This window comes from Aquabacterium sp. (assembly GCF_016195855.1).
In the GTDB taxonomy this organism is placed as follows: domain Bacteria; phylum Pseudomonadota; class Gammaproteobacteria; order Burkholderiales; family Burkholderiaceae_C; genus Aquabacterium.
The window spans coordinates 210,727-229,601 of record NZ_JACPYU010000010.1; the positions used below are offsets into that span (position 1 = coordinate 210,727).

At 65.2% G+C, this 18,875-nt stretch carries 14 protein-coding genes and 3 pseudogenes; 6 read left to right on the forward strand and 11 right to left on the reverse strand.

Going from position 1 to position 18,875, the window contains the following annotated elements:
* Position 1 precedes the first annotated feature (1 nt).
* Both HY019_RS09400 and HY019_RS09405 read right to left on the reverse strand, forming a co-directional pair.
* Positions 2–1,480 (reverse strand): RNB domain-containing ribonuclease, encoded by a 1,479-nt coding sequence (locus HY019_RS09400; protein WP_290691083.1) that lies wholly within the window; start codon positions 1,478–1,480, stop codon positions 2–4.
* 29 nt (positions 1,481–1,509) lie between these two features.
* Positions 1,510–3,015 (reverse strand): NAD(P)/FAD-dependent oxidoreductase, encoded by a 1,506-nt coding sequence (locus HY019_RS09405; RefSeq protein ID WP_290691085.1) that lies wholly within the window; start codon positions 3,013–3,015, stop codon positions 1,510–1,512.
* A gap of 908 nt (positions 3,016–3,923) precedes the next feature.
* On the opposite strand from HY019_RS09405, the pseudogene HY019_RS09410 reads away from it, so the two are divergent.
* A pseudogene (locus HY019_RS09410) lies at positions 3,924–4,772 on the forward strand (EAL domain-containing protein); the annotation flags it as partial.
* A gap of 23 nt (positions 4,773–4,795) precedes the next feature.
* Here HY019_RS09410 and HY019_RS09415 read toward each other — a convergent pair.
* Both HY019_RS09415 and HY019_RS09420 read right to left on the reverse strand, forming a co-directional pair.
* On the reverse strand, positions 4,796–5,044 hold the full coding sequence (locus HY019_RS09415; protein ID WP_290691092.1) for a DUF3297 family protein: 249 nt from the start codon (positions 5,042–5,044) through the stop codon (positions 4,796–4,798).
* A 73-nt stretch (positions 5,045–5,117) separates the two neighbouring features.
* On the reverse strand, positions 5,118–5,396 hold the full coding sequence (locus tag HY019_RS09420) for a hypothetical protein (RefSeq protein WP_152606411.1): 279 nt from the start codon (positions 5,394–5,396) through the stop codon (positions 5,118–5,120).
* A 150-nt stretch (positions 5,397–5,546) separates the two neighbouring features.
* Here HY019_RS09420 and HY019_RS09425 point away from each other — a divergent pair, with 150 nt between their 5' ends.
* Both HY019_RS09425 and otsB read left to right on the forward strand, forming a co-directional pair.
* Positions 5,547–7,913, forward strand: coding sequence for a trehalose-6-phosphate synthase (locus tag HY019_RS09425; protein WP_290691100.1), 2,367 nt, complete (start codon positions 5,547–5,549; stop codon positions 7,911–7,913).
* Between the two features lie 33 nt (positions 7,914–7,946).
* Positions 7,947–8,678: pseudogene (otsB, locus tag HY019_RS09430) on the forward strand (trehalose-phosphatase); the annotation flags it as partial.
* Between the two features lie 22 nt (positions 8,679–8,700).
* Here otsB and HY019_RS09435 read toward each other — a convergent pair.
* Both HY019_RS09435 and HY019_RS09440 read right to left on the reverse strand, forming a co-directional pair.
* A pseudogene (locus HY019_RS09435) lies at positions 8,701–8,886 on the reverse strand (mechanosensitive ion channel family protein); the annotation flags it as partial.
* Positions 8,838–9,113 carry a hypothetical protein gene (locus HY019_RS09440; RefSeq protein ID WP_290691476.1) on the reverse strand — a complete coding sequence of 92 codons (276 nt, stop codon included), beginning with the start codon at positions 9,111–9,113 and terminating at the stop codon, positions 8,838–8,840. The pseudogene HY019_RS09435 and the gene HY019_RS09440, both read right to left, overlap by 49 nt.
* A gap of 76 nt (positions 9,114–9,189) precedes the next feature.
* Between HY019_RS09440 and HY019_RS09445 the strand changes: the two genes are divergently transcribed.
* A complete protein-coding gene (locus HY019_RS09445) occupies positions 9,190–9,576 on the forward strand; it encodes a hypothetical protein (RefSeq protein ID WP_290691102.1) in 387 nt (128 codons plus the stop codon).
* A gap of 67 nt (positions 9,577–9,643) precedes the next feature.
* Here the strand turns inward: HY019_RS09445 and HY019_RS09450 are convergent, their stop codons facing one another.
* Positions 9,644–9,880 carry a BON domain-containing protein gene (locus HY019_RS09450; protein WP_290691104.1) on the reverse strand — a complete coding sequence of 79 codons (237 nt, stop codon included), beginning with the start codon at positions 9,878–9,880 and terminating at the stop codon, positions 9,644–9,646.
* 128 nt (positions 9,881–10,008) lie between these two features.
* Here HY019_RS09450 and rpoN point away from each other — a divergent pair, with 128 nt between their 5' ends.
* Entirely contained in the window at positions 10,009–11,475 is a 1,467-nt protein-coding gene (rpoN, locus tag HY019_RS09455; protein WP_290691106.1) for an RNA polymerase factor sigma-54, read from the forward strand.
* 1 nt (position 11,476) lies between these two features.
* On the opposite strand, the gene HY019_RS09460 is transcribed toward rpoN, so the two are convergent.
* From HY019_RS09460 to HY019_RS09470, 3 genes are all read right to left on the reverse strand, one after another.
* On the reverse strand, positions 11,477–12,871 hold the full coding sequence (locus HY019_RS09460) for a sigma-54 dependent transcriptional regulator (RefSeq protein WP_290691109.1): 1,395 nt from the start codon (positions 12,869–12,871) through the stop codon (positions 11,477–11,479).
* Between the two features lie 153 nt (positions 12,872–13,024).
* Complete coding sequence (locus HY019_RS09465) at positions 13,025–15,583, reverse strand: ATP-binding protein (RefSeq protein ID WP_290691112.1); 2,559 nt, start codon at positions 15,581–15,583, stop codon at positions 13,025–13,027.
* A gap of 146 nt (positions 15,584–15,729) precedes the next feature.
* A complete protein-coding gene (locus tag HY019_RS09470) occupies positions 15,730–16,392 on the reverse strand; it encodes a DUF4142 domain-containing protein (protein WP_290691116.1) in 663 nt (220 codons plus the stop codon).
* 178 nt (positions 16,393–16,570) lie between these two features.
* Between HY019_RS09470 and HY019_RS09475 the strand changes: the two genes are divergently transcribed.
* Positions 16,571–17,239 (forward strand): DsbA family oxidoreductase, encoded by a 669-nt coding sequence (locus HY019_RS09475; RefSeq protein ID WP_290691121.1) that lies wholly within the window; start codon positions 16,571–16,573, stop codon positions 17,237–17,239.
* Positions 17,240–17,251: 12 nt separating this feature from the next.
* On the opposite strand, the gene HY019_RS09480 is transcribed toward HY019_RS09475, so the two are convergent.
* A complete protein-coding gene (locus tag HY019_RS09480) occupies positions 17,252–18,748 on the reverse strand; it encodes a M20 family peptidase (RefSeq protein WP_290691126.1) in 1,497 nt (498 codons plus the stop codon).
* Between the last annotated feature and the right edge of the window lie 127 nt (positions 18,749–18,875).

Below are 18,875 nucleotides of genomic sequence, written 5' to 3' on the forward strand. Positions count from 1 at the left end.
TTCAGCCAATGGCGGCAAAGTCAATGAAGCCGCGCTCGACATTGGTGTCCGTCAGTTTGACATGCAAGGTCTGGCCCACCTCCAGCTCGGGCACGTGGCCCACCAGCATGCCTTCGGCGGGCGGCGTGATCAGGCGCACCCAGGTGCCACTGTCGGTGCGGCCCGTCACGATGGCATCGAAGACCTCGCCAATGCGGGACTCCAGAAACAGCGCCGCTTCGGACTTGCGCACCCGGCGCTCCACCTTGCGTGCGGCATCTTCCTGGTTGGTGCAATGCAAGGCCAGGGCCTGCAGCTCGTCGGTGGTGTACGGGGCCTTGTCGCCTTTGAGCAAGCTTTTGAGCATGCGCAGGGTGATCAAGTCGGGGTAGCGGCGGTTGGGGGCCGTGGAGTGCGTGTAGTCGCGCAGGGCCAGGCCGAAGTGGCCGATGGGCTCGGTGCTGGCGCGCTCCACCACATACTCGCCCGCGCCCATCAGCTTGACCACGATCAGCGACAGGTCGGGAAAGCGCAAGGGGTCAGCCCGATGGCGCCGCGCCAGAAAGGCTTCCAGCGCACGCGAGTCGGGTGCCTTGGGCAAGGTCTCGCCGTATTTGCCGGCCAGCTCGACCAGGCGCAGCCAGCGCTCGGGCGAGCGCACGACGCGGCGCAACGACGCGCCACCATGGCTGGCCAGGAACTTGGCGGTGCAGGTGTTGGCGGCAATCATGAACTCCTCGATCAACTGCCGCCCGCGGTTCTGGACCTGCTGGCGGATGTCCACCACGCGCTCGCCTTCAAACACCGCGCGCGGCTGAAAGGTCTCCAGCTCCAGCGAGCCTTGTGCGTGGCGCTGCTTGCGCAGGCGCTGCGCGACCTCGTCCTGCTGGCGCAGCTGGCCTTCGATCTCGGGCACGATGCGGGCAGCATCCGGCAAGGGCGTCTGGCCATCAATCCAGGCGGAGATCGCGTCATACGCGAGCTTGGCCTTGTTGCGCACCAGGCCCCGGTAGACGCTGGCCTGCGTGATGCTTGCATCGGCCGCGATGTGCATCTCGGTGACGATGGCCAGGCGGTCCGCGTCCGGGTTCAGCGAGGTCAGGTCGGTGGACAGCCGCTCGGGCAGCATCGGAAAGATCCGGGCCGAGGTGTAGACCGAGGTGGTGTTGATGCGCGCGTGCTCGTCAATGGGCGAGCCCTTGTCGACCAGGCTGTCGACGTCGGCCACGGCCACCAGGATCTTGACCGCGCCATCGGCCATCGGCTCGCACACGGTGAGCTGGTCCAGGTCCAGCGAATCGTCGTTGTCGATGGAGCACCAGGGCAGGGCGCGCAGATCGCGGATGAGCGGGTCCGTGTCTTGCGCGGGCCCGGTGAGGGCATCCAGCTGGCGCTGCACACTGACCGAAAAGCTGGGCTCCAGCCCCCGCTCGGTCATGGCCTCTTCGGCAATGCGGGCCAGGTCGGTGCGATGGTGGTGGCGACGTTGTGATGAGGTCATGGGCGTCAAGCAAGGGAGACGCCCCCACTCTAACGCGCTTGTGGTGAAAAGCGCTGCACCAGGTCGTAAGCTTGCAGTGAAGCATGCCGGGTCAGCCAGCGGTAGCTCCAGGTGAAGCCGGGCCAGTTGGTGCTGTTGTGGCCCGAGGCGTCCACATACCAGCTCTTGCAGCCGTTCCACACCGTGCCCAGCAGGCGCTGCTGCACATGGGCGTTGTAGTGCGCGTAGCGCTGCGCATCGACCTCGATGGTGTCGACGCCGGTCTTGCGCATGGCCTGGATGCAGCGCAGCACATGGGCGATCTGGCTCTCCAGCATGTAGACGATGGAGTTGTGGCCCAGGTTGGTGTTGGGGCCGTACAGCATGAACAGGTTGGGAAAGCCCGGCACCGTCAGGCCCAGATAGGCTTGCGCGCCGCCTTGCCAGGCCTCGTTGAGGTCGATGCCACCGCGCCCGGTGATGCGCATGGGCGCAAGGAACTCGGTGGCGGCAAAGCCGGTGCCGAAGATGAGCGCGTCCACCGCATGGTGCTGGCCATCGGTGGTCTCGACGCCATCGGGCGTGATGCGGCGGATGCCCTCTGTCACCAGCTCAACCTGGGGCTTGCTCATCGTGGCCAGGTATTCACTCGACAAAAGGATGCGCTTGCAGCCGATCGGATAGTCCGGTGTGAGCTTGCGGCGCAGCGCGGCGTCGCGCACCTGCTGTTTGAGCAGGCGGCGAAAGGGCAGGCCGGCCGCCAGGGTCATCAGGCCCTTCAAGCGCGTGAAGCCCAGCGCCCGTGATTCGTACTGCACATAGATGCGCGCGCGCAGCAGCTTCATCAGCCAGGGCAGGCGACGCAACAGGGCCTTCTCGTTTTCGCTGTAGGCGCGATCGGGTCGCGGCAGGATGTAGGCCGGCGAGCGCTGAAAGACCTTGAGCGATGCCACCTCGTCGGCAATGGCCGGCACGAACTGGATGGCCGAGGCCCCCGTGCCGATCACGGCAACACGCTGGCCGCGCAAGGGGTAGTCGTGGTCCCACTGTGCCGAGTGAAAGCTGCGGCCCTTGAAGCTGTCCAGCCCTTCGAGCTTGGGCCACAAGGGGCGGCTGAGCTGGCCGGTGGCCGTGATCAGCAGGCGGGCCTCCAGTTGCTGGCCATCGCGCAAGGTCACCGTCCAAAGCGCACGGTACTCGTCATAGCTGGCCTGGGCCACCTCGGCGCCAAAGCGGATGTGCGGGCGCAACTGGTACTTGTCGGTGCAGTGGCGCAGGTAGTTGTGAATCTCGGCCTGGGTGGCGAACACGCGTGACCAGTTCGGGTTGGGCTCGAACGAAAACGAGTACAGGTGCGAGGGCACGTCGCAGGCCGCGCCGGGGTAGCTGTTGTCACGCCAGACGCCGCCCACATCGTGCTGCTTTTCCAGGATCACGAAGTCGCCCAGGCCCGCACGGCGCAAGGCGATGGCCATGCCGATGCCACCAAAGCCGGTGCCAACGATCAGTGCGCCCAATGGCTTGTTGCCGGAGTGAACGGGTGACGGGACCTGCATCGAACTTCCTTGCCGGGTTGAACGGGGCCGGGACGTTCCGGCGGTGCTTGATGTTGCCGCGCCGAGGGCAGGATGCAAATGACGAAATGGGCCAGGTGCTTGATGATTTGGGCCAATTGGATGGGGTTCGGGGTATGTACGGATGAGCTTTTGGGACGTCGTGCGTGGCGCCCCGCGCCCATCGATGAGCTGTGGCGGATGTGTGTACCGGTGCACGCTGGCGCGCGGGCATTGTTCACGCTATGGCGCTGCTTGGCACTTACCCTCAAGGGTAGTCGGCCCGCATCCGATATAAGGTGTAACTTTCATCCTTCAACGCGCACGCCTACATGCCTTTCCCCGGCCAGCAAGCGGGCAAACCTGCCAAACAGAACAGCCGCGGCATCTGGCGCAGCCCAGGTGACAAGCATCAGCGGCGCATCGAGCTGATGGTGCTCATCGGCTGCGCCTTCCTGATCGTGGCAGGGGGCGGGTGGGCCATTCTGTTCGCCTTGCGTGCGCAATGGCTGGCCGTGCCCATGGAGCTGTGGCTGATGGGCACGGGCATCGTGGGGGTGGTGATGACCCGCCGGCAGAACGCCCATGCGGCGGGCATGCTGGTGCTGGGCACGCTGTTCATCACGCTGATCGGCATCTGCCTGGTGATCGACGTGCCTTCGGACAAGGTGCCTCGCTCCACACACCATCTCTTGCCGTCCTTGGGGGCGGGTGCCTACCTCTTGCTGCGCGGCCGGCACAGCGTGTTGCGCCATGGCGTGCCGCTGCTCTTTTTTGCCGCCTTCGTTTTCCTGGACCTGACCCGTTTCGGCCTGGCGCCCGGTTATGTGCAGCCCGACGATGTGCGCGCCCTCAATGCCTGGGGCAACGACATCTTTGCCGTGGCCACGCTCTACATGGTCCTGCAGGTGATGCAGGCCGACGTGAATGCCCGCAATGCACTGGAGGCCGACTTCCGCACCGCCCTGATCGAAGGGCAGTTCCTGCTGCACTACCAGCCGCAGGTGCATGCCGATGGCCGGGTGATCGGTGCCGAAGCCCTGGTGCGCTGGAAGCACCCGCGCCACGGCATGGTGTCGCCAGGCGAGTTCATCCCCATGGCCGAGCAGACCGGCCTGATCCTGCCGCTGGGCGAGTGGGTGCTCAAGCAGGCGTGCACGCAATTGGCCAGCTGGGCCTTGAACCCCGCGACCGCCGCTTTGCAGCTGGCTGTGAACGTCAGTGCGCGACAGTTCCGTCAGCCGGACTTCGTCGCACAGGTACTCAGCATCGTGGACCGTTGCGGCATCGAGCCCAGCCGGCTCAAGCTGGAGCTCACCGAGAGCATGCTGGTCAACGATGTGGACGACATCATCGCCAAGATGTCGGCGCTCAAGGAGCGGGGCGTGAGCTTCTCGCTCGATGACTTCGGCACCGGCTTCTCATCGCTGTCCTACCTCAAGCGCCTGCCGCTGGACCAGCTCAAGATCGACCAGGCCTTTGTGCGCGACCTGCAGACCAACCCCAACGATGCGGCCATTGCCAGCACCGTGGTCAGCCTGGGCCAGAACCTGGGCCTGGAGGTGATCGCCGAAGGGGTGGAAACCGAAGGCCAGCGCAGCTTCCTGACCACCATCGGTTGCCATCGCTTTCAGGGCTATCTGTTCAGCAAGCCCGTGGCCATTGCCGATTTCGAGGGCTTCCTGACGCGCCAGCTTGGCGCGGAGGAGGTGTCGCTGACGCCGCAGGCTGGCAAGCCGGCCGACCCCGTCAAGGTGTGAGGCGCGGCACGCGCACCTGAGCCTTACTTGTAGAAGGCTTCGACCTTGCCCTTGAGGGTGAGCATCAGGGGCTTGCCCTTGCGGTCGACCTTCTTGCCGGCGGCGACCTTGATCCAGCCTTCGCTCACGCAGTACTCTTCAACATCGACACGCTCCTTGTCATTGAAGCGGATGCCGATGTCGTGCTTGAACACGTCAGCGTTGAAATAAGGGCTGGAGGGATCGATGGCCAGGCGGTCAGGCAGGGCGGGCGTAGGTGCGGCTTCGCTCATGGGTCTCTTCTTGTTCAGGATCGGGTTCAGCAAAAACTTGCTCAGAGCGCCATTGTCCAGGATTTGGCGGGGCTCAAGCCAGGGTCCTGGGTGGGTTGCCAGACTCCGGTGGGCCACCTCGGTGGGATTTGGTCCAGCTGTAGTCGGCGGGCAGTTCGTCGCTGACACCGGGCTTGCCCACGTGGTCGCCCAGTTCCGAATTGGTGACGATGTGGCTGTGCAGCGGCTTGCCGTCGGCGTCCTTCTCCTTGCGTTTAGCTTCAGAGAAGGCCAGCGCTTCGAGCAATTGCTGGTCATTGAAGGTGGCCACGAAAGGCTGGCCTTGGGTCAGCCAATACACAACGATGCTCATGCGGTGATCCATTTCGGGCCAGGCGAATGCCCGGCGCTGGCCGAGTTTGACACACAGGCAAGTCCGCGGCGAGATCCGCCGCCGCTTTCAGGCACGCTGTTTGCCCCTCATTGCAGAACGTGATTCACGTGGCTTTCGAGGGACCTCACCATGTCTGCTTCTTCTGTGCGCGGGGCCTGGATGCGGATGCTCCGCTGGAGCGTCGTGTTCATCTTGCCGCTGTTGGCGGTCATCGCGTTGTTGTCTGCCATCGTGCTCAACCTTGTCCATCCCTTGCTGTTGAACTGGGCGGACCGGGATCTCGATGAGCGGGCCCTGTTGCTGGGCCAGGCCATGGTCGAGCCGGTGCAGGTTGCCATCCGCACGGGCGAGCCAGCGGGCCTGACCAGCCGGCTCAACGCGCTGACACAGGACCAGCGCCTGATGGCCGTTGCCGTGTGCGACAGCCACCGGCAACTGTTCGCCTGGAGCCAGACCTATCCGGTCACCCTGGGGTGCGCGGGAGACGTCTCGCGCGACCTGGGCAAGCAGGGGCAAAACGGCGAACTGGAGGCCCATGTGAGCCAGGTCGCCTTGCCGTTGTCCGCCCTACCCAACGCCGACATGGCGCGCATGGTGGTGGTTCACAGCCGCCATGCCGCCTGGCGTCGTGGTGAGCAGACGCAGCGCTATGTGATCTGGGTGTTTGCCGCGCTGGGCTTTTGCCTGGCGGCCATGTTGCTGCTGATGGCCAACTGGAGCTGGCGATACTGGGTCAGTGGGGTGCGGCGCATCCTGCGTGAGGACCATGTGGCGCAGGGGCAGCAGCGCACCGCACCGGAAATCGAGCCCTTGCTGCCCGATCTGCGCCGGCTCCTGCGCAGCGTCCACGAGGACCGCCGCATCCTCAAGGACACCACGATCGAGTGGCGTCCCGAGACCCTCAAGCTCTTGCTGCGCGAGCATCTGTTTGGTGACGAGATGATCGTGGTCTCCAACCGCGAGCCCTACATCCACCAGCGGCAAGCCGACGGCAGCATCCGCGTGGAACGTCCGGCCAGCGGCCTGGTGACGGCCGTGGAGCCCGTGATGCGGGCCTGTTCGGGCATCTGGGTGGCGCACGGCAGCGGCTCGGCCGATGCAGATGTGGTTGATGCACGCTCGCGCATCCAGGTGCCACCGCAGTCGCACGATGGCGTGCCCGAGCCAGGCGCCTACACGCTGCGGCGCGTCTGGCTCTCGCCGCAAGAGGAGCAAGGGTATTACTTCGGCTTTGCCAACGAAGGCCTGTGGCCGCTGTGCCATATCGCCCACGAACGCCCGGTGTTTCGCGACAGCGACTGGATGCAGTACCAGGCCGTCAATGCCAAGTTTGCCGACGCCGTGGTGGCCGAGGCCCGCTCGCCCAATCCCGTCATCCTGGTGCAGGACTACCACTTCGCTTTGCTGCCCAAGCTGCTGCGCGAGCGCCTGCCGCAGGCCACCATCCTCACCTTCTGGCACATACCGTGGCCCAACGCCGAGTCCTTTGGCATCTGCCCATGGGGGCGGCACATCATCGAGGGCTTGCTGGGCAGCACCATCCTGGGGTTCCACACGCGCTATCACTGCCAGAACTTCCTGGAGTCGGTGGACCGGTTCATGGAGTCGCGCATTTCTCGCGAGGATGACTCGGTGATCTTCCAGGGGCAAAGAACCAAGGTGCGTGACTACCCCATCTCGATCCACTGGACCCCACCGCCCGACAACGCCCAGGCCTTGAAGATGCAGGCCCGAAGTGCCGTGCGCCTTCGTCATGGCCTGCCCAGCGAGCACAAGCTGGGCATCGGGGTGGACCGGCTGGATTACACCAAGGGCATCGTGGAGCGCCTGCTGGCGGTCGAGCACCTGCTGGAGACCAGGCCGGAATGGGTGGGGCGCTTCACCTTCATTCAGATCGCCGCGCCAACGCGTTCCACGCTGGACGCCTACAAGCGGCTGGAGGCCAGTGTGCGTGAGCATGCTGCACGCATCAATGACCGGTTTGCCCAGGTGGCACCAGGCTCACCGCCGCCGATCATCTTGCTCATCGAGCACCACGACAGCCGGTCGGTGACGGAGCACTATCGCGCCGCCGATCTGGCCATGGTCACCAGCCTGCACGACGGCATGAACCTGGTGGCCAAGGAGTTCGTGGCCGCACGGGACACCGAAGACGGCGGCCTCATCCTCAGCCGCTTTGCCGGCGCTGCCAGCGAGCTCTACGAGGCCCTGGTGGTCAACCCGTATCACATCGGGCAAACCACGGACGCCCTGCACCGCGCGCTGACCATGAGCCGGGCAGAACAGCAAGAGCGCATGCGGGCGATGCGCCAGCGGCTGGTGGACTTCAACATCTACCGATGGGCCGGGCGCATGCTGCTCGATGCGGCAGACGAGCGCCAGCGCATCCGCGTGCACAACCGCATCGTGCAGGTGGCCAGCCCTGCGCCAAAGCGCTTTCACATGCCCTGGCGGCACAACCTTGATGAGTCCGGTGCGCGCCAGCGCCGGGCCTGAACCCCGATGGCATCTTGTCAACTGGAGTCCTGCATGAAGCACCTGCTGGCCCGCCCTCAGCGCCCCATCTTGTCGCGCTGGCTGGGTGGTGACACGCTCTTTGCCTTTGACTTCGACGGGACCTTGTCGCCGCTCACCGATCGGCCCAGCCAGGCAGGCCTGCTGCCTGCTGCCCGCGAGGCCCTGACCCAGTTGTCCAGCCTGGCCTGCGTGGCGGTGGTCTCTGGTCGTGCCCGTGCCGATCTGGTGGCGCGCCTGCCTGAAGGGGTGAGGTATGTGGTGGGCAACCATGGCAACGAAGGCTTGCCCGGCGTGGACGTGCACACGCGTGCAAGCCTGGTGGGCTGTTGCAAGGCCTGGCTGGCTCAACTGGCCAGGATGGGGGCCACTGGCGCACAGCATCCCCAACTGGCGGGCGTTTTCATCGAAGACAAGGGGGTGACCTTGTCTTTGCACTACCGCCATTGCGCGGATCATGAACAGGCTGCAAGCCTGTTGAACGCGCGTGTGGCTAGTCTGAATCCACCTGCGCTGGCCATACCGGGGCACATGGTGATCAACCTCTTGCCGCCCGGGGCTCGCACCAAACGGCACGCCCTGCTGGCCTTGATGCGAGACAGTGGCTGCGGCCAGGCCCTTTATGTGGGAGACGATGACACCGATGAGCTGGCCTTCACGGGGGCCCCCCGCCATTGGTTGACCGTGCGTGTGGGCTGGTGCGAGGCCAGCCACGCGCGTTACCTGCTGCGCGACCCATCGGACGTGACCCGCCTGATGTTGCTGGCCATCAGGCGGCGGGCCGCTCAGGGGCGAGAGGCCCCGCCTTGTCCCAGTCCGCCCTCAACCTTGGCAGGTATTGCGGATACCCCAGCTGGATGTAGGCCAGAAGCCGCTCGCGCACCTCGCAACGCAAATCCCAGTTCTTCAGGGAATCGGCAGAGCTGACCAGGCAGCGCAACTGCATGACCTGTTCGCCGGCCTCGGGACATCGGGGACGGTCATCAGCACCTTGGCGACGCCGATCAGGCTGAGGATGGCGGTGGCGCTGCGCGTGATGACGCGGGTCTGCGTCATGAGCCCGCGGTGAGCATTCAGGGGTGTACGCCTTGTTTGCCGCACTTTTTTCAAAAGATCGGAACCCATTGCCGCCCGCATCAGCAAGGCGCCGACGCCACGGAAGACCAGGCTGGCGGCCGACAAGGCACGTCGCTTGCCCCAAGAGTCATGCGGCAACCCAGGTTCGGGGTGCTGAAACACTTCTGTAAGGAGCCATTCAATGAACGTGTGTCAACAACTCATTCCCGCTGCATTGGCCTGCGCCATGCTGTCGATGGTCGGGCCGGTGTGGTCCGAGCCGACGACAACGGGTGAGCCTCCCAAGGCCCAGGCCGACACCCCCGGCTCGTCCAAGGGGGCAGCCACCGGGGCCGCTACCGGGGCCGCTACCGGGGCAGGCGCAAACCGACCGGCCATGCCACCGTGGAACATGGACGACGCGCCACCTGCGGCAGGCTTGCGCGGGGATGCCGCCAGTCAGCCTGATGAAGACAAGGCCTCGGGTGCCAGCAAAGGCAAGAAGCACAAGGCCGGCAACAAGAACAAGGCCAAAGACAATCAAGGGAGCGCAAGCAATGCGGACAGCGAACCCAGCTCGCCACGATGAGTGAGGCTCATGGGCCGTCTGCCCTTGAGCAAGGCGACCCATGACTGCGGCGCGAAATGGAGCCACTTCATTTCGCGTTGGTGCGGACTTCGATGTTGTTGCGCACACTCTGGACACCCGATACCGTCAGGGCGAGGCCGCCAGCCAGGGCGCGTTCTTCGGGGGTCAGCGCAAAGCCTGACAACAGGACTTCACCCCCCAGTGTTTCCACACTCAGCCGCATGACGCTGACCTGTTTGTTTTCTGCAAGCCGTGCTTTCACCCTGGCCGTGATGGTGCTGTCATCGACGTACTGGACCGGCAATCATTGCCGCAAGACACACAAAGCCATGTAGCCTTGGCCGGCTTGGGGAGGGTTGCTGCCTGGGTCATGCCTGGGCATGGATGTTGCGGCGCAGCAGGCATCCATCCACCACAGAGAGAGCCCCCGTCATGCCCCAGACCTCACTCAAGCTGGCTTCGCAACAAGGCCTGGCCATGAGCCCCCGCTTGCAACAGGCCGTGCGCCTTTTGCAACTGTCCTCGCTTGACTTCGCGCAGGAGGTCAGCGAGGTGGTGGCGCAGAACCCGTTTCTGGAGCAGGGTGACCCGCTTGCCGAACTGGCCCACGATGGCACCCCCATCGCGGCCGACGTCGCGGCCAATGACGAGGCCCCATCCTTCATGGCCGAGCGCGCCGGCTTGCAAGCGGAGGTGCTCATTCAGGATGCCGATGAGGCGTGGGTCAGTGGCGGGGCGCCATGGGCGACTTCAGGCAGCAGGCAAGCCGATCAAGGTGATGACGACATGGGCCTCGTCAACAGCGTCCCGGCCGTCACCAGGTTGCGCCCCTACCTTCATGTCCAGGCCAATGCGCTCAAGCTCTCCGATCGCGAGCGGGCCTTGGTGGGGCTGTTGATCGAATCGCTGGATGACGATGGCTACCTGCGTCAGGACCTGGCCGAGCTGGCGGCCCTCGCCGGACTTGAGCCAGTGGTAGATGAACAGGAACTTGTTCAGGCGCTGACCCGGGTGCAATCCATGGAGCCCACAGGTGTGGGCGCACGCCACGTGCAGGAGTGTCTGGCTTTGCAGATCTCCGAAATCGAAGGCTTGAGGCAGCAGAGGATGGCCCGGGCCATCATCCGCGACCATCTGGACCTGCTGGCGACGCGGGACACAGATGCCCTGGCCCGGATATTGGGGCAAAGCCAGGCCGATGTGCACGCGGTCTGCGAGCGCATCAGGCACATGGACCCGCACCCGGGCTGGCGCTACAGTGCCGACCCCATGGCTTTCATCGTGCCGGATGTGGTTGCCAGGTTCGACAAAGGGCAATGGGTCGTGTCCCTGAACCCGGCTGTCGTCCCCAAGGTCAGCATCAACCAGGCATGCTCGGAGCTGTTTCAGCGTCATCGCGATGCCCGCCATGCCGAACTGGCTGCACATCTGCGGGACGCCAGATGGATGGTGCGCAATGTCGAGCAGCGCTTTCACACCATCTTGTGCGTGGCCCGGCTCATCGTGCAGCGCCAGCATCTGTTTCTGGAGTACGGCGAAATGGGCATGAGGCCCCTGAGCCTGCGTGATGTGGCACAGGAGCTGGGCCTGCATGAATCCACGGTCTCTCGGGTCATCAACAACAAGTACATGGCCACCCGTTCCGGTGTCTTCGAGCTCAAGCGCTTCTTCTCGCGTGCGGTGCACACCAGCAACGGCGGCATCTGCTCGACCGTGGCCATACGCGGGCTCATCAAGGACATCATCGACAGCGAAGACCCCACGCGGCCTTACTCCGACGTGGCGATCACCCGCTTGCTGGCCAGGCAAGGGCTGGCTGTGGCACGCCGTACGGTGACGAAGTACCGCCAGATGATGAACATCGAGATGGCCGGGCAGCGCCGGCAACGTCGCGCCTGACTCAGGTCTTGGGCGGCTCGCAGGCCTCTTCCTGCTCGCCCAGCTCAGACGGCATCGTGGCGTACTCCTTGAGCCGGTTGTACAGCGTCTTGAGGCTGATACCCAGCGTGGCGGCCGTGCGCTCCTTGTGCCGGCCAAGGTGGTCCAGCGTGCCCAGGATGACCTGGCGCTCGACCTCGGCCAATGGCGTGCCGATGTCGATGTGCAGCACGGGCGCCCCCGACACCACCGAGGGCGGTTCGTCCGGGCGGGGCAGGCATTCGTCGGTGATCACCGAGCCGGAGGCCATCACGTAAGCCCGGTGCACGATGTTGCGCAACTCGCGCACATTGCCGGGCCAGGCATAACTGCTCAACCTGCTCAGTGCTTGCGGGTCATATTGTTTGACCACGCCCTCGCGACGCGAGATGTCGTCCAGAAAGTGCGCAGCGATCAGGGGGACGTCCTCCATGCGCTCGCGCAAGGGCGGCAACTCGATGGGGAAGACATTGAGCCGGTAGAGCAGGTCTTCGCGCAGCTTGCCCGACTTCACCGCCTGATCGAGCGGCCGGTTGGTGGCGGCCATGATGCGCACGTCCGCCTGCTGGGTCTGGGTGGAGCCCACCCGCGAGAAGCTGTTGGTCTCCAGCACACGCAAGAGCTTGACCTGCAGATCAAGGGGCATCTCCGTGATCTCGTCGAGGAAAAGTGTGCCGCCATTGGCCCGCTCGAAGATGCCTTGATGCTGGCGTTCAGCGCCCGTGAAGCTGCCCTTTTCGTGCCCGAACAGTTCGCTCTCGATCAGGTTGGGGGAAATGGCGCCGCAGTTCACTGCAATGAAGGGACGATGTCGACGCCGGCTCAGTTCATGCACGGTGCTGGCCACCACCTCCTTGCCGCACCCGCTCTCGCCGGTGATCAGCACGGTGACCGCCGTGGCCGAGACCCTCACGATCTGGTCGTACACCTTGCGCATGACCGGGGAGCGTCCCCACAGGAGGCCAAAGTGCCCTTCTTTCTCCAGCCCGTCCATCAAGGCGCTGGCCTCGGCCTTCAAGGCGGCCGGCTTGGTGGCCCTGGACAGCACGTTCGACAGCTGTTTGAGCTGGATCGGTTTGAGCAGGTAATCGGCCGCACCCAGGCGCAGGGCCTGGATCGAGGTCTCCAGGCTCGCGTGGCCCGTCATCAACACCACCTCGGCGTTGACCAGGGCCTTCTCGTCATCAAACAGCTGCATGCCGCTGCCATCGGGCAGCATCAGGTCCAGCAGCACGACATCGGGCTCTTGCAAGGCCAGTTGGCGACGGGCCTCGCGCAAGGACCCGGCCGTGGCCACACTGAAGCCCTCACTGGCAATCAGCGACGCCAGCATGTCGGCGGCGTCGGCTTCATCATCCACAACCAATGCATGAGGCATGGTCGGCGCTCCTTGAACATCCATCAACTCCCAATCGATGGATTGTGCAGTCGCACGGCGCCCAGTCAAGCCGGCAGATGAAGTGTTTACAGTTTGATTCCCTTGACGCAGTCGGCCCTGCCCGCAGCAGGGGATTGCGATGGCCTGTCCATGTCAGGTGGCCAGGGGCGCCAGCAACTGTTCCAGCATGCTGGGGTTCACCGGCTTGACCACATGCTGGTTGAAGCCGGCCTGGTGGGCGCGCTGCACATCGGCCGGTTGGCCATAGCCCGATACGGCGATCAGCCGCCCCCCATAACCCGTGGCGCGCAGATGGCGGGCCACGTCGTACCCCGTCAGGCCAGGCAGCCCGATGTCGATCAAGGCCACATCAGGTTGTACCTGCATGATCAGCTCCAGGCCACTTCGCCCTTCCGTGGCCGAGTAGGTGTCATGGTGATGGAGCGTCAACAAGGCACACAGGGCTTCACGTGTGTCCTCGTTGTCTTCGACCACCACGACACGGCGCGAGGGGCTTGCCCCATGCTCGGTACGGGCTTCTTGCTGTGGCGCCATGGCCAGGGCCAGTGGCAGGCGCACGGTGAAGGTGCAGCCCTGGCCCGGGCCCGGGCTGTCCACGCTGACCTGGCCACCATGCAACTCGGTCAGTCGGCGCACCAGGGCCAGCCCGATGCCCAGCCCGCCTTGCGGCCGGTCCATGGCGCGCTCGCCCTGAACGAACATGTCAAAGACATGGTCCATGAGCTCGGGTGTCATGCCCACACCACTGTCACGCACTTGCAAGACGGCCTGGTTGCCCACTTCCTGAACGCGGACCTCGATGCGGCCCTGGGCCGGCGTGTATTTCACGGCGTTGCTCAGCAAGTTGGTGATCACCTGCTCCATGCGCGTGACATCCGCGTGGACCCAGACCTCATCGAGCTGCAAGCTCAGTTCATGCGCGCCGAGCTGACCTGCCAGTTCCAGCGTGTGAACCACACGCTGCACAACCTGTCCCAGCAGCATGGGCGCCCGTACCAGCAGGACCTTGCCGGAGATCACGCGGAACACGTCCAGCAGATCGTCCATGAGCCTGGACAGGTGCGTGGTCTGCCGTGCAATGATCTGGCGGGCGCGCTGGGCCACATCCTGCTGAGGGTCTGCCCGGTTGAGGACCTCGCAGGCCGCAGAGATGGCACCCAGGGGGTTGCGCAACTCGTGGCCCAGCATGGCCAGGAACTCGTCCTTGGCCCGGTTGGCGCTTTCGGCTTCCTGTCGGGCTACCTGCTCACGCGCCATCAAGGCTGCCCGCTCGCGATCCAGCGTCTTCTGCGCCGTGATGTCCATCACCATGCCGGTGACACTGCGTGCCCGACGGTGTGCGTCGTAGGCAATGGAGGCCCGGCACGACAGCCAGCGTGGCTGCGGCTCGCTCGACAGGCACCGCCCCTCCAGCGTGACTTGCTCGACCCCTTGGCGCACGGCTCGCTTCACCTGTTGCAGCAGGGGCTTTCTGTCCTGCGGGTGAAGGCGGCGAAGCAGCGGACGCCAGCTGCCTTCGTGTGAGGCTGAGGCCAGCCCCAGCAAGTGCGACAGCCCTTGCGTCCATCGCACTTGTGGGTTGCCTTGCGCCTGGTTGAAAAAGCCGATGTGACCGATGCTTTGTGCCCACTCGATCAACACGTGCTCGTCGAGTTCATGAGGGAGCACGTTCACACGCGACTGCTCAAGCGGTAAGGCCGGGGTTGTGGCTTTGGGTGGTTTGCGCAGCACGGCCGGCGTGGGCACGCCTTCACGCCGCACCAGCTTCAGCGCAAAGGTCACGGCCACAATCAGCGTCAACAGGCCGGCGATGGACAGCTCTGCCGCACCACCCAGCTGCGCGATCAAGGTGGGCCATACGGGCTCGATGACCAGCACCTGCCAGGAGAATGGCCCGACAGCCTGCCATGCTGCGTGGTTGTCGTCCGCACGGAAAGCCTCGCCGCGAATCCACCCCGTGGCCTGCCGGCGCAGCAGGGTCTGCAGGGGATCGGGTAGCGGATGGTTGAGCATGGCCTCGCTACCGCGGTCACAAGCCAGCTGGCGCAGCTGCCCTTCAACCAGGCAGGTGCGGCCAGCATGTTGCCCGCCGGGCAACGCGCGCTCATCCAGCAGCTTTTGCCAGACAGACGGCGCCAGCCACGCCCCCAGGATGTAGCGGACACGCCCACCCACGAGCACAGGCGCCAGCACGCTGGTGCGCCATTGCCCGTCTGGGGCCACCATCAGGTTGCTCAGCCGCGCTTGCGGCGCCTGACGAACCAGGTCGAGCAAGTCGGCATCGGCAAACGCGCCCAGCGGCTTGCCTTGCGGTTGACCGGTGTTGAGGAGGACCTCGTTGTTCGGCCCGATCAGAAAGACGCCCTGCCATGCGCCGGGCGTGTTGGGCAGGGCCGCCACCGCGCTGAAAAAGCCTGCCAGGTCGTCACGTTGCAAGGTGTCCGAGACCGCCAGGATATTGAGCGCACCGATCGAGGCGCGTATTTCACGGTCCACGGCTTGCGCCAGCCCCGCTGCACGGTGTTGCATGGCGGACTCGAAGCGCACTTGCTCGTCACGCAGGTGCTGCGCGATCAGCACGGCCATGAGCAGCGTCATGGGCAAGGCCACGATCACGATGAGCAGCAGGAGGCGTGCCCGCAGCGAGCCTGCAGGCCACCTGTTGGGCGAGCGCAATCCGATCAGGGCCACCGTCGATTCCCATGTTCAGGCACAGGTTGGGGATGCCAGCCGGGCTGGCGCCTGATTGCCGCATATTCTGCGCAGACCCGGTAAGGATGACCTGTCTGCCCATCTTCGCAGGCTGGCGCAACCCCGATCGCGCCTGGCTTGAGGGTTCAGTCCCCGGCCTTGCTCTGTGTGTTGGCCAGCCGCAAGGACCTGGCCAGCTCTACCGCATGCTGCAGCGCGGGCAAGGCTTCCTTGGCCAAGGCTCTGACATCATTGTCGCCTGCTTCGGCCGCTGCCTTTTGAAACAGATCGACCGCTTCTTCATTGGCAGAGATGCCCCACGTGCTGATGTAGTCCTTGTCGAAGCTGCCCCCATCTCGCATGGACAGCATCATCAGCTTGGCCTTTTGTGTCAAGGATGGTGCCGTGGGGACTTCGACGCCCTTGGCCATGGCCAGGGTCACCAACTGGTCGCGTGTCTTGGCGTGTTGGGTCAGTATTTGCTGGGCCAGGTTCTTGACCTGGGTATCGCGGCTTGTCTCCAGCGCAAGCTGGCTGCTTTGTGCATTCGTCAGGCAGCGCTGGATGGCGTCATGCAGAAAATCGGCGTCGGCCTGGGGCAGCTTGTGCACCAGTGATACCGACGGTGGCGAGGCGCTGGAGGCCGCGGCTGGTGGGGTCTGGGGTGTCTGGCTTGACTGGCCTTGTGCCGATGCCATGGGGGTGTGGCCCAGGCTCAGCAGCACGGCGCATGACAAGCCGGGCAAGGTGCGCAAGGCACGCCAGGCCGGCCCTTGGTGGGCGAGGTGAGGGGTGGTTTGCAGCTTCATCGAGACGCTCCTGGTCGTAGGGGTGAGGGGTGTTCCAGGTGCTGGAACAGTGGTGTCCACTACGGGGCAATTGGCATGCCCATCCCCGTGCGAGCCCGGTTGACGGGGGGACAACCCCCTTGGGGGGCTGGTTATGCGGTCTTGGTTACGATCAAGCTCTGCCTGGAGAGCTTGCCGTATGACCACCGCGTTGAAGATTGACTTTGTTTCCGATGTTTCATGCCCCTGGTGCGCCATCGGCCTGGCCGCGTTGGAGCTGGCCTTGACGCGGCTTCAGGGCGAGGTCGAGGCGGCGGTCCATTTCCAGCCCTTCGAGCTGAACCCGGACATGCCCTCGGGCGGACAGGACATCACCGAGCACCTCACGCAGAAGTACGGCTCGACGCCCGCGCAGCAGGCCCAGATCCGCGACACCATTCGCCAGCGCGGTGCCGATGTCGGCTTCACCTTCAGCCCCGAGGGCCGCGGCCGCATCTACAACACCTTCAACGCCCATCGCCTGCTGCACTGGGCGGGTCTGGCGCACCCTGCGCAGCAGCTGGCCTTGAAAAAGGCGCTGCTGCAAGCCTGTCACCGAGACCGGCAGGACATGGGGGCCGACATGGTGTTGCTGGCGGCCGTGCAACAGGCCGGGCTGGATGTGGCGCGTGCGCAGGCCATCCTGGCCAGCGACGAGTTTGCCCGCGAGGTGCGTGAACGCGAGGCCTTCTACACCTCGCACGGCATCCACTCGGTGCCGGCGGTCATTGTCAACAACCGGCATCTGATTTCCGGTGGGCAGCCCGCCGGGGTGTTCGAGCAGGCGCTGCGTCAGATTGCGGCGGAGCCGGCGCAAGTGGCCAACTGAGCGATCAGGCCGTCAAAGCGTGTCGGCATTGCGCAGCAGGCGCTCGTAGAACTGGATCATCTGCACGTAGTTGTCGATGCCGATGCGTTCGTTGGTGCCGTGAAAGCGGGCCAGATCGGGCTGGCTGGCGCGCACGGGCGAGAAGCGGAAGATGGACTCGCTGACGTCTGCAAAGTGGCGCGAGTCCGTGCCGCCCACCAGCAGGCCGGGGGCCACCACCACATCGGGCTGCAGTTCGCGCAGCGTTTGCGCCAGCAGCCGGTAGGCCGGGGTGCCGGACCTGGACACGGGCGAAGCCTCGGTCACCTGCGGCTCGTGCGTCACCTGCACGTCCAGTCCCGCCAGGACCTGTTGCACGTGCTGTTGAACCTGCGCGCTGCTGTCGCCAGGCAGGAGGCGGAAGTTGACCAGCGCCGAGGCCACGCCCGGCAGCACGTTTTCGCGCTCACCCGCCTGGAACACAGTGGCCACCGTGGTCGTGCGCAGCATGGCATTGGTGGCCGGGCTCTTTTGCAACTGGCTGAGCACCAGGGGCTCGGTCAACCACAGGTTGCTCAGCAGCCAGCGGTTGAGGCCTTGCACCTCAGGCGCCACGGCTTCGAACATCTCGCGTGGCAGGCCGCTCAAGTGAGCCGGCATCTGCTGGGCTTCGACCCGCGTCACGGCCTCGCTGACCATGCCGATGGCGCTGCGCATGGGCGGCATGCTGGTGTGGCCGGGCTGGCCCTTGGCCGTCAGCCTGAGCGTGAGGTAGCCCTTCTCGGCCATGCCGATCAAGGCCACGGGCTTGCGCACCCCGGGCACCATGCCCTGCGTGATCAAGAGGCCCTCGTCCATCGCAAAGCGCAGGCGCACGTTCTGTTGCTTGAGCCATTGGGCGATGAGGTGGGCGCCGTCTTCACCGCCCACTTCCTCATCGGCCCCGAAGGCCAGGTAGACAGTCTGCCGGGGCTGAAAGCCCGCTTTGATCAGCATCTCGACGGCCTCCATGATGGCCATGACATTGCCCTTGTCGTCCCAGGCGCCGCGCCCCCAGACGAAGCCGTCCTGGACGGTGCCGGAGAACGGCGGCTGCTGCCAGTCCTTCTCGGTGCCCGGTGCCACGGGCACCACGTCCTGATGGGCCAGCAGCGCCATGGGCTGTGCCTGCGGCTCACGCCCGACCCAGGTGTAGAGCAGGGCGTGCCGCCCGAAGGCCTGACGCTTCAAGGTGGCGTGAGCAAGCGGGAAGCTGCTTTGCAGGTGCTGGTGCAGGGCCTCGAAGGCGGCGGCATGTTCGTCCTTGGGCGACCAGATGGTGGGCTGCTGCACGGCCAGGCTCAGACGGCGAGCCACGGCCTGGGCGTCCACGGCGGCCCCGGGCCGAGCCGGCACGGTGCGCTGTTGCGAAGCCAGTTGCCAGGTGTGCCAGCCCATGATGGCCACCAGGCCGGCTGCGGCAGCCAGCAGGATGAGGGCAAGCTTGGGCAGCAGGCGGCCTTGCATGGTGCGCGCGGCGGGTGTCGGCATGGGGGGCGTCCTGTTTGATTCGTTGGTCATGGGTGGGGGGCGGGGTCGCGCGATGATAGGTCAGGGCCCCTGCCGTGCACCCTTGGCGTCTACCCTGGCTAAGATGCCGGTTTTGAAGAACGGCACA

Bases quoted from the DNA above. Each gene is read 5' to 3' on its own strand.
- HY019_RS09400 (WP_290691083.1), bottom strand. From the start codon at position 1,480: ATGACCTCATCACAACGTCGCCACCACCATCGCACCGACCTGGCCCGC.
- HY019_RS09405 (WP_290691085.1), bottom strand. From the start codon at position 3,015: ATGCAGGTCCCGTCACCCGTTCACTCCGGCAACAAGCCATTGGGCGCA.
- HY019_RS09415 (WP_290691092.1), bottom strand. From the start codon at position 5,044: ATGAGCGAAGCCGCACCTACGCCCGCCCTGCCTGACCGCCTGGCCATC.
- HY019_RS09420 (WP_152606411.1), bottom strand. From the start codon at position 5,396: ATGAGCATCGTTGTGTATTGGCTGACCCAAGGCCAGCCTTTCGTGGCC.
- HY019_RS09425 (WP_290691100.1), top strand. From the start codon at position 5,547: ATGTCTGCTTCTTCTGTGCGCGGGGCCTGGATGCGGATGCTCCGCTGG.
- HY019_RS09445 (WP_290691102.1), top strand. From the start codon at position 9,190: ATGAACGTGTGTCAACAACTCATTCCCGCTGCATTGGCCTGCGCCATG.
- rpoN (WP_290691106.1), top strand. From the start codon at position 10,009: ATGCCCCAGACCTCACTCAAGCTGGCTTCGCAACAAGGCCTGGCCATG.
- HY019_RS09460 (WP_290691109.1), bottom strand. From the start codon at position 12,871: ATGCCTCATGCATTGGTTGTGGATGATGAAGCCGACGCCGCCGACATG.
- HY019_RS09470 (WP_290691116.1), bottom strand. From the start codon at position 16,392: ATGAAGCTGCAAACCACCCCTCACCTCGCCCACCAAGGGCCGGCCTGG.
- HY019_RS09475 (WP_290691121.1), top strand. From the start codon at position 16,571: ATGACCACCGCGTTGAAGATTGACTTTGTTTCCGATGTTTCATGCCCC.
- HY019_RS09480 (WP_290691126.1), bottom strand. From the start codon at position 18,748: ATGCCGACACCCGCCGCGCGCACCATGCAAGGCCGCCTGCTGCCCAAG.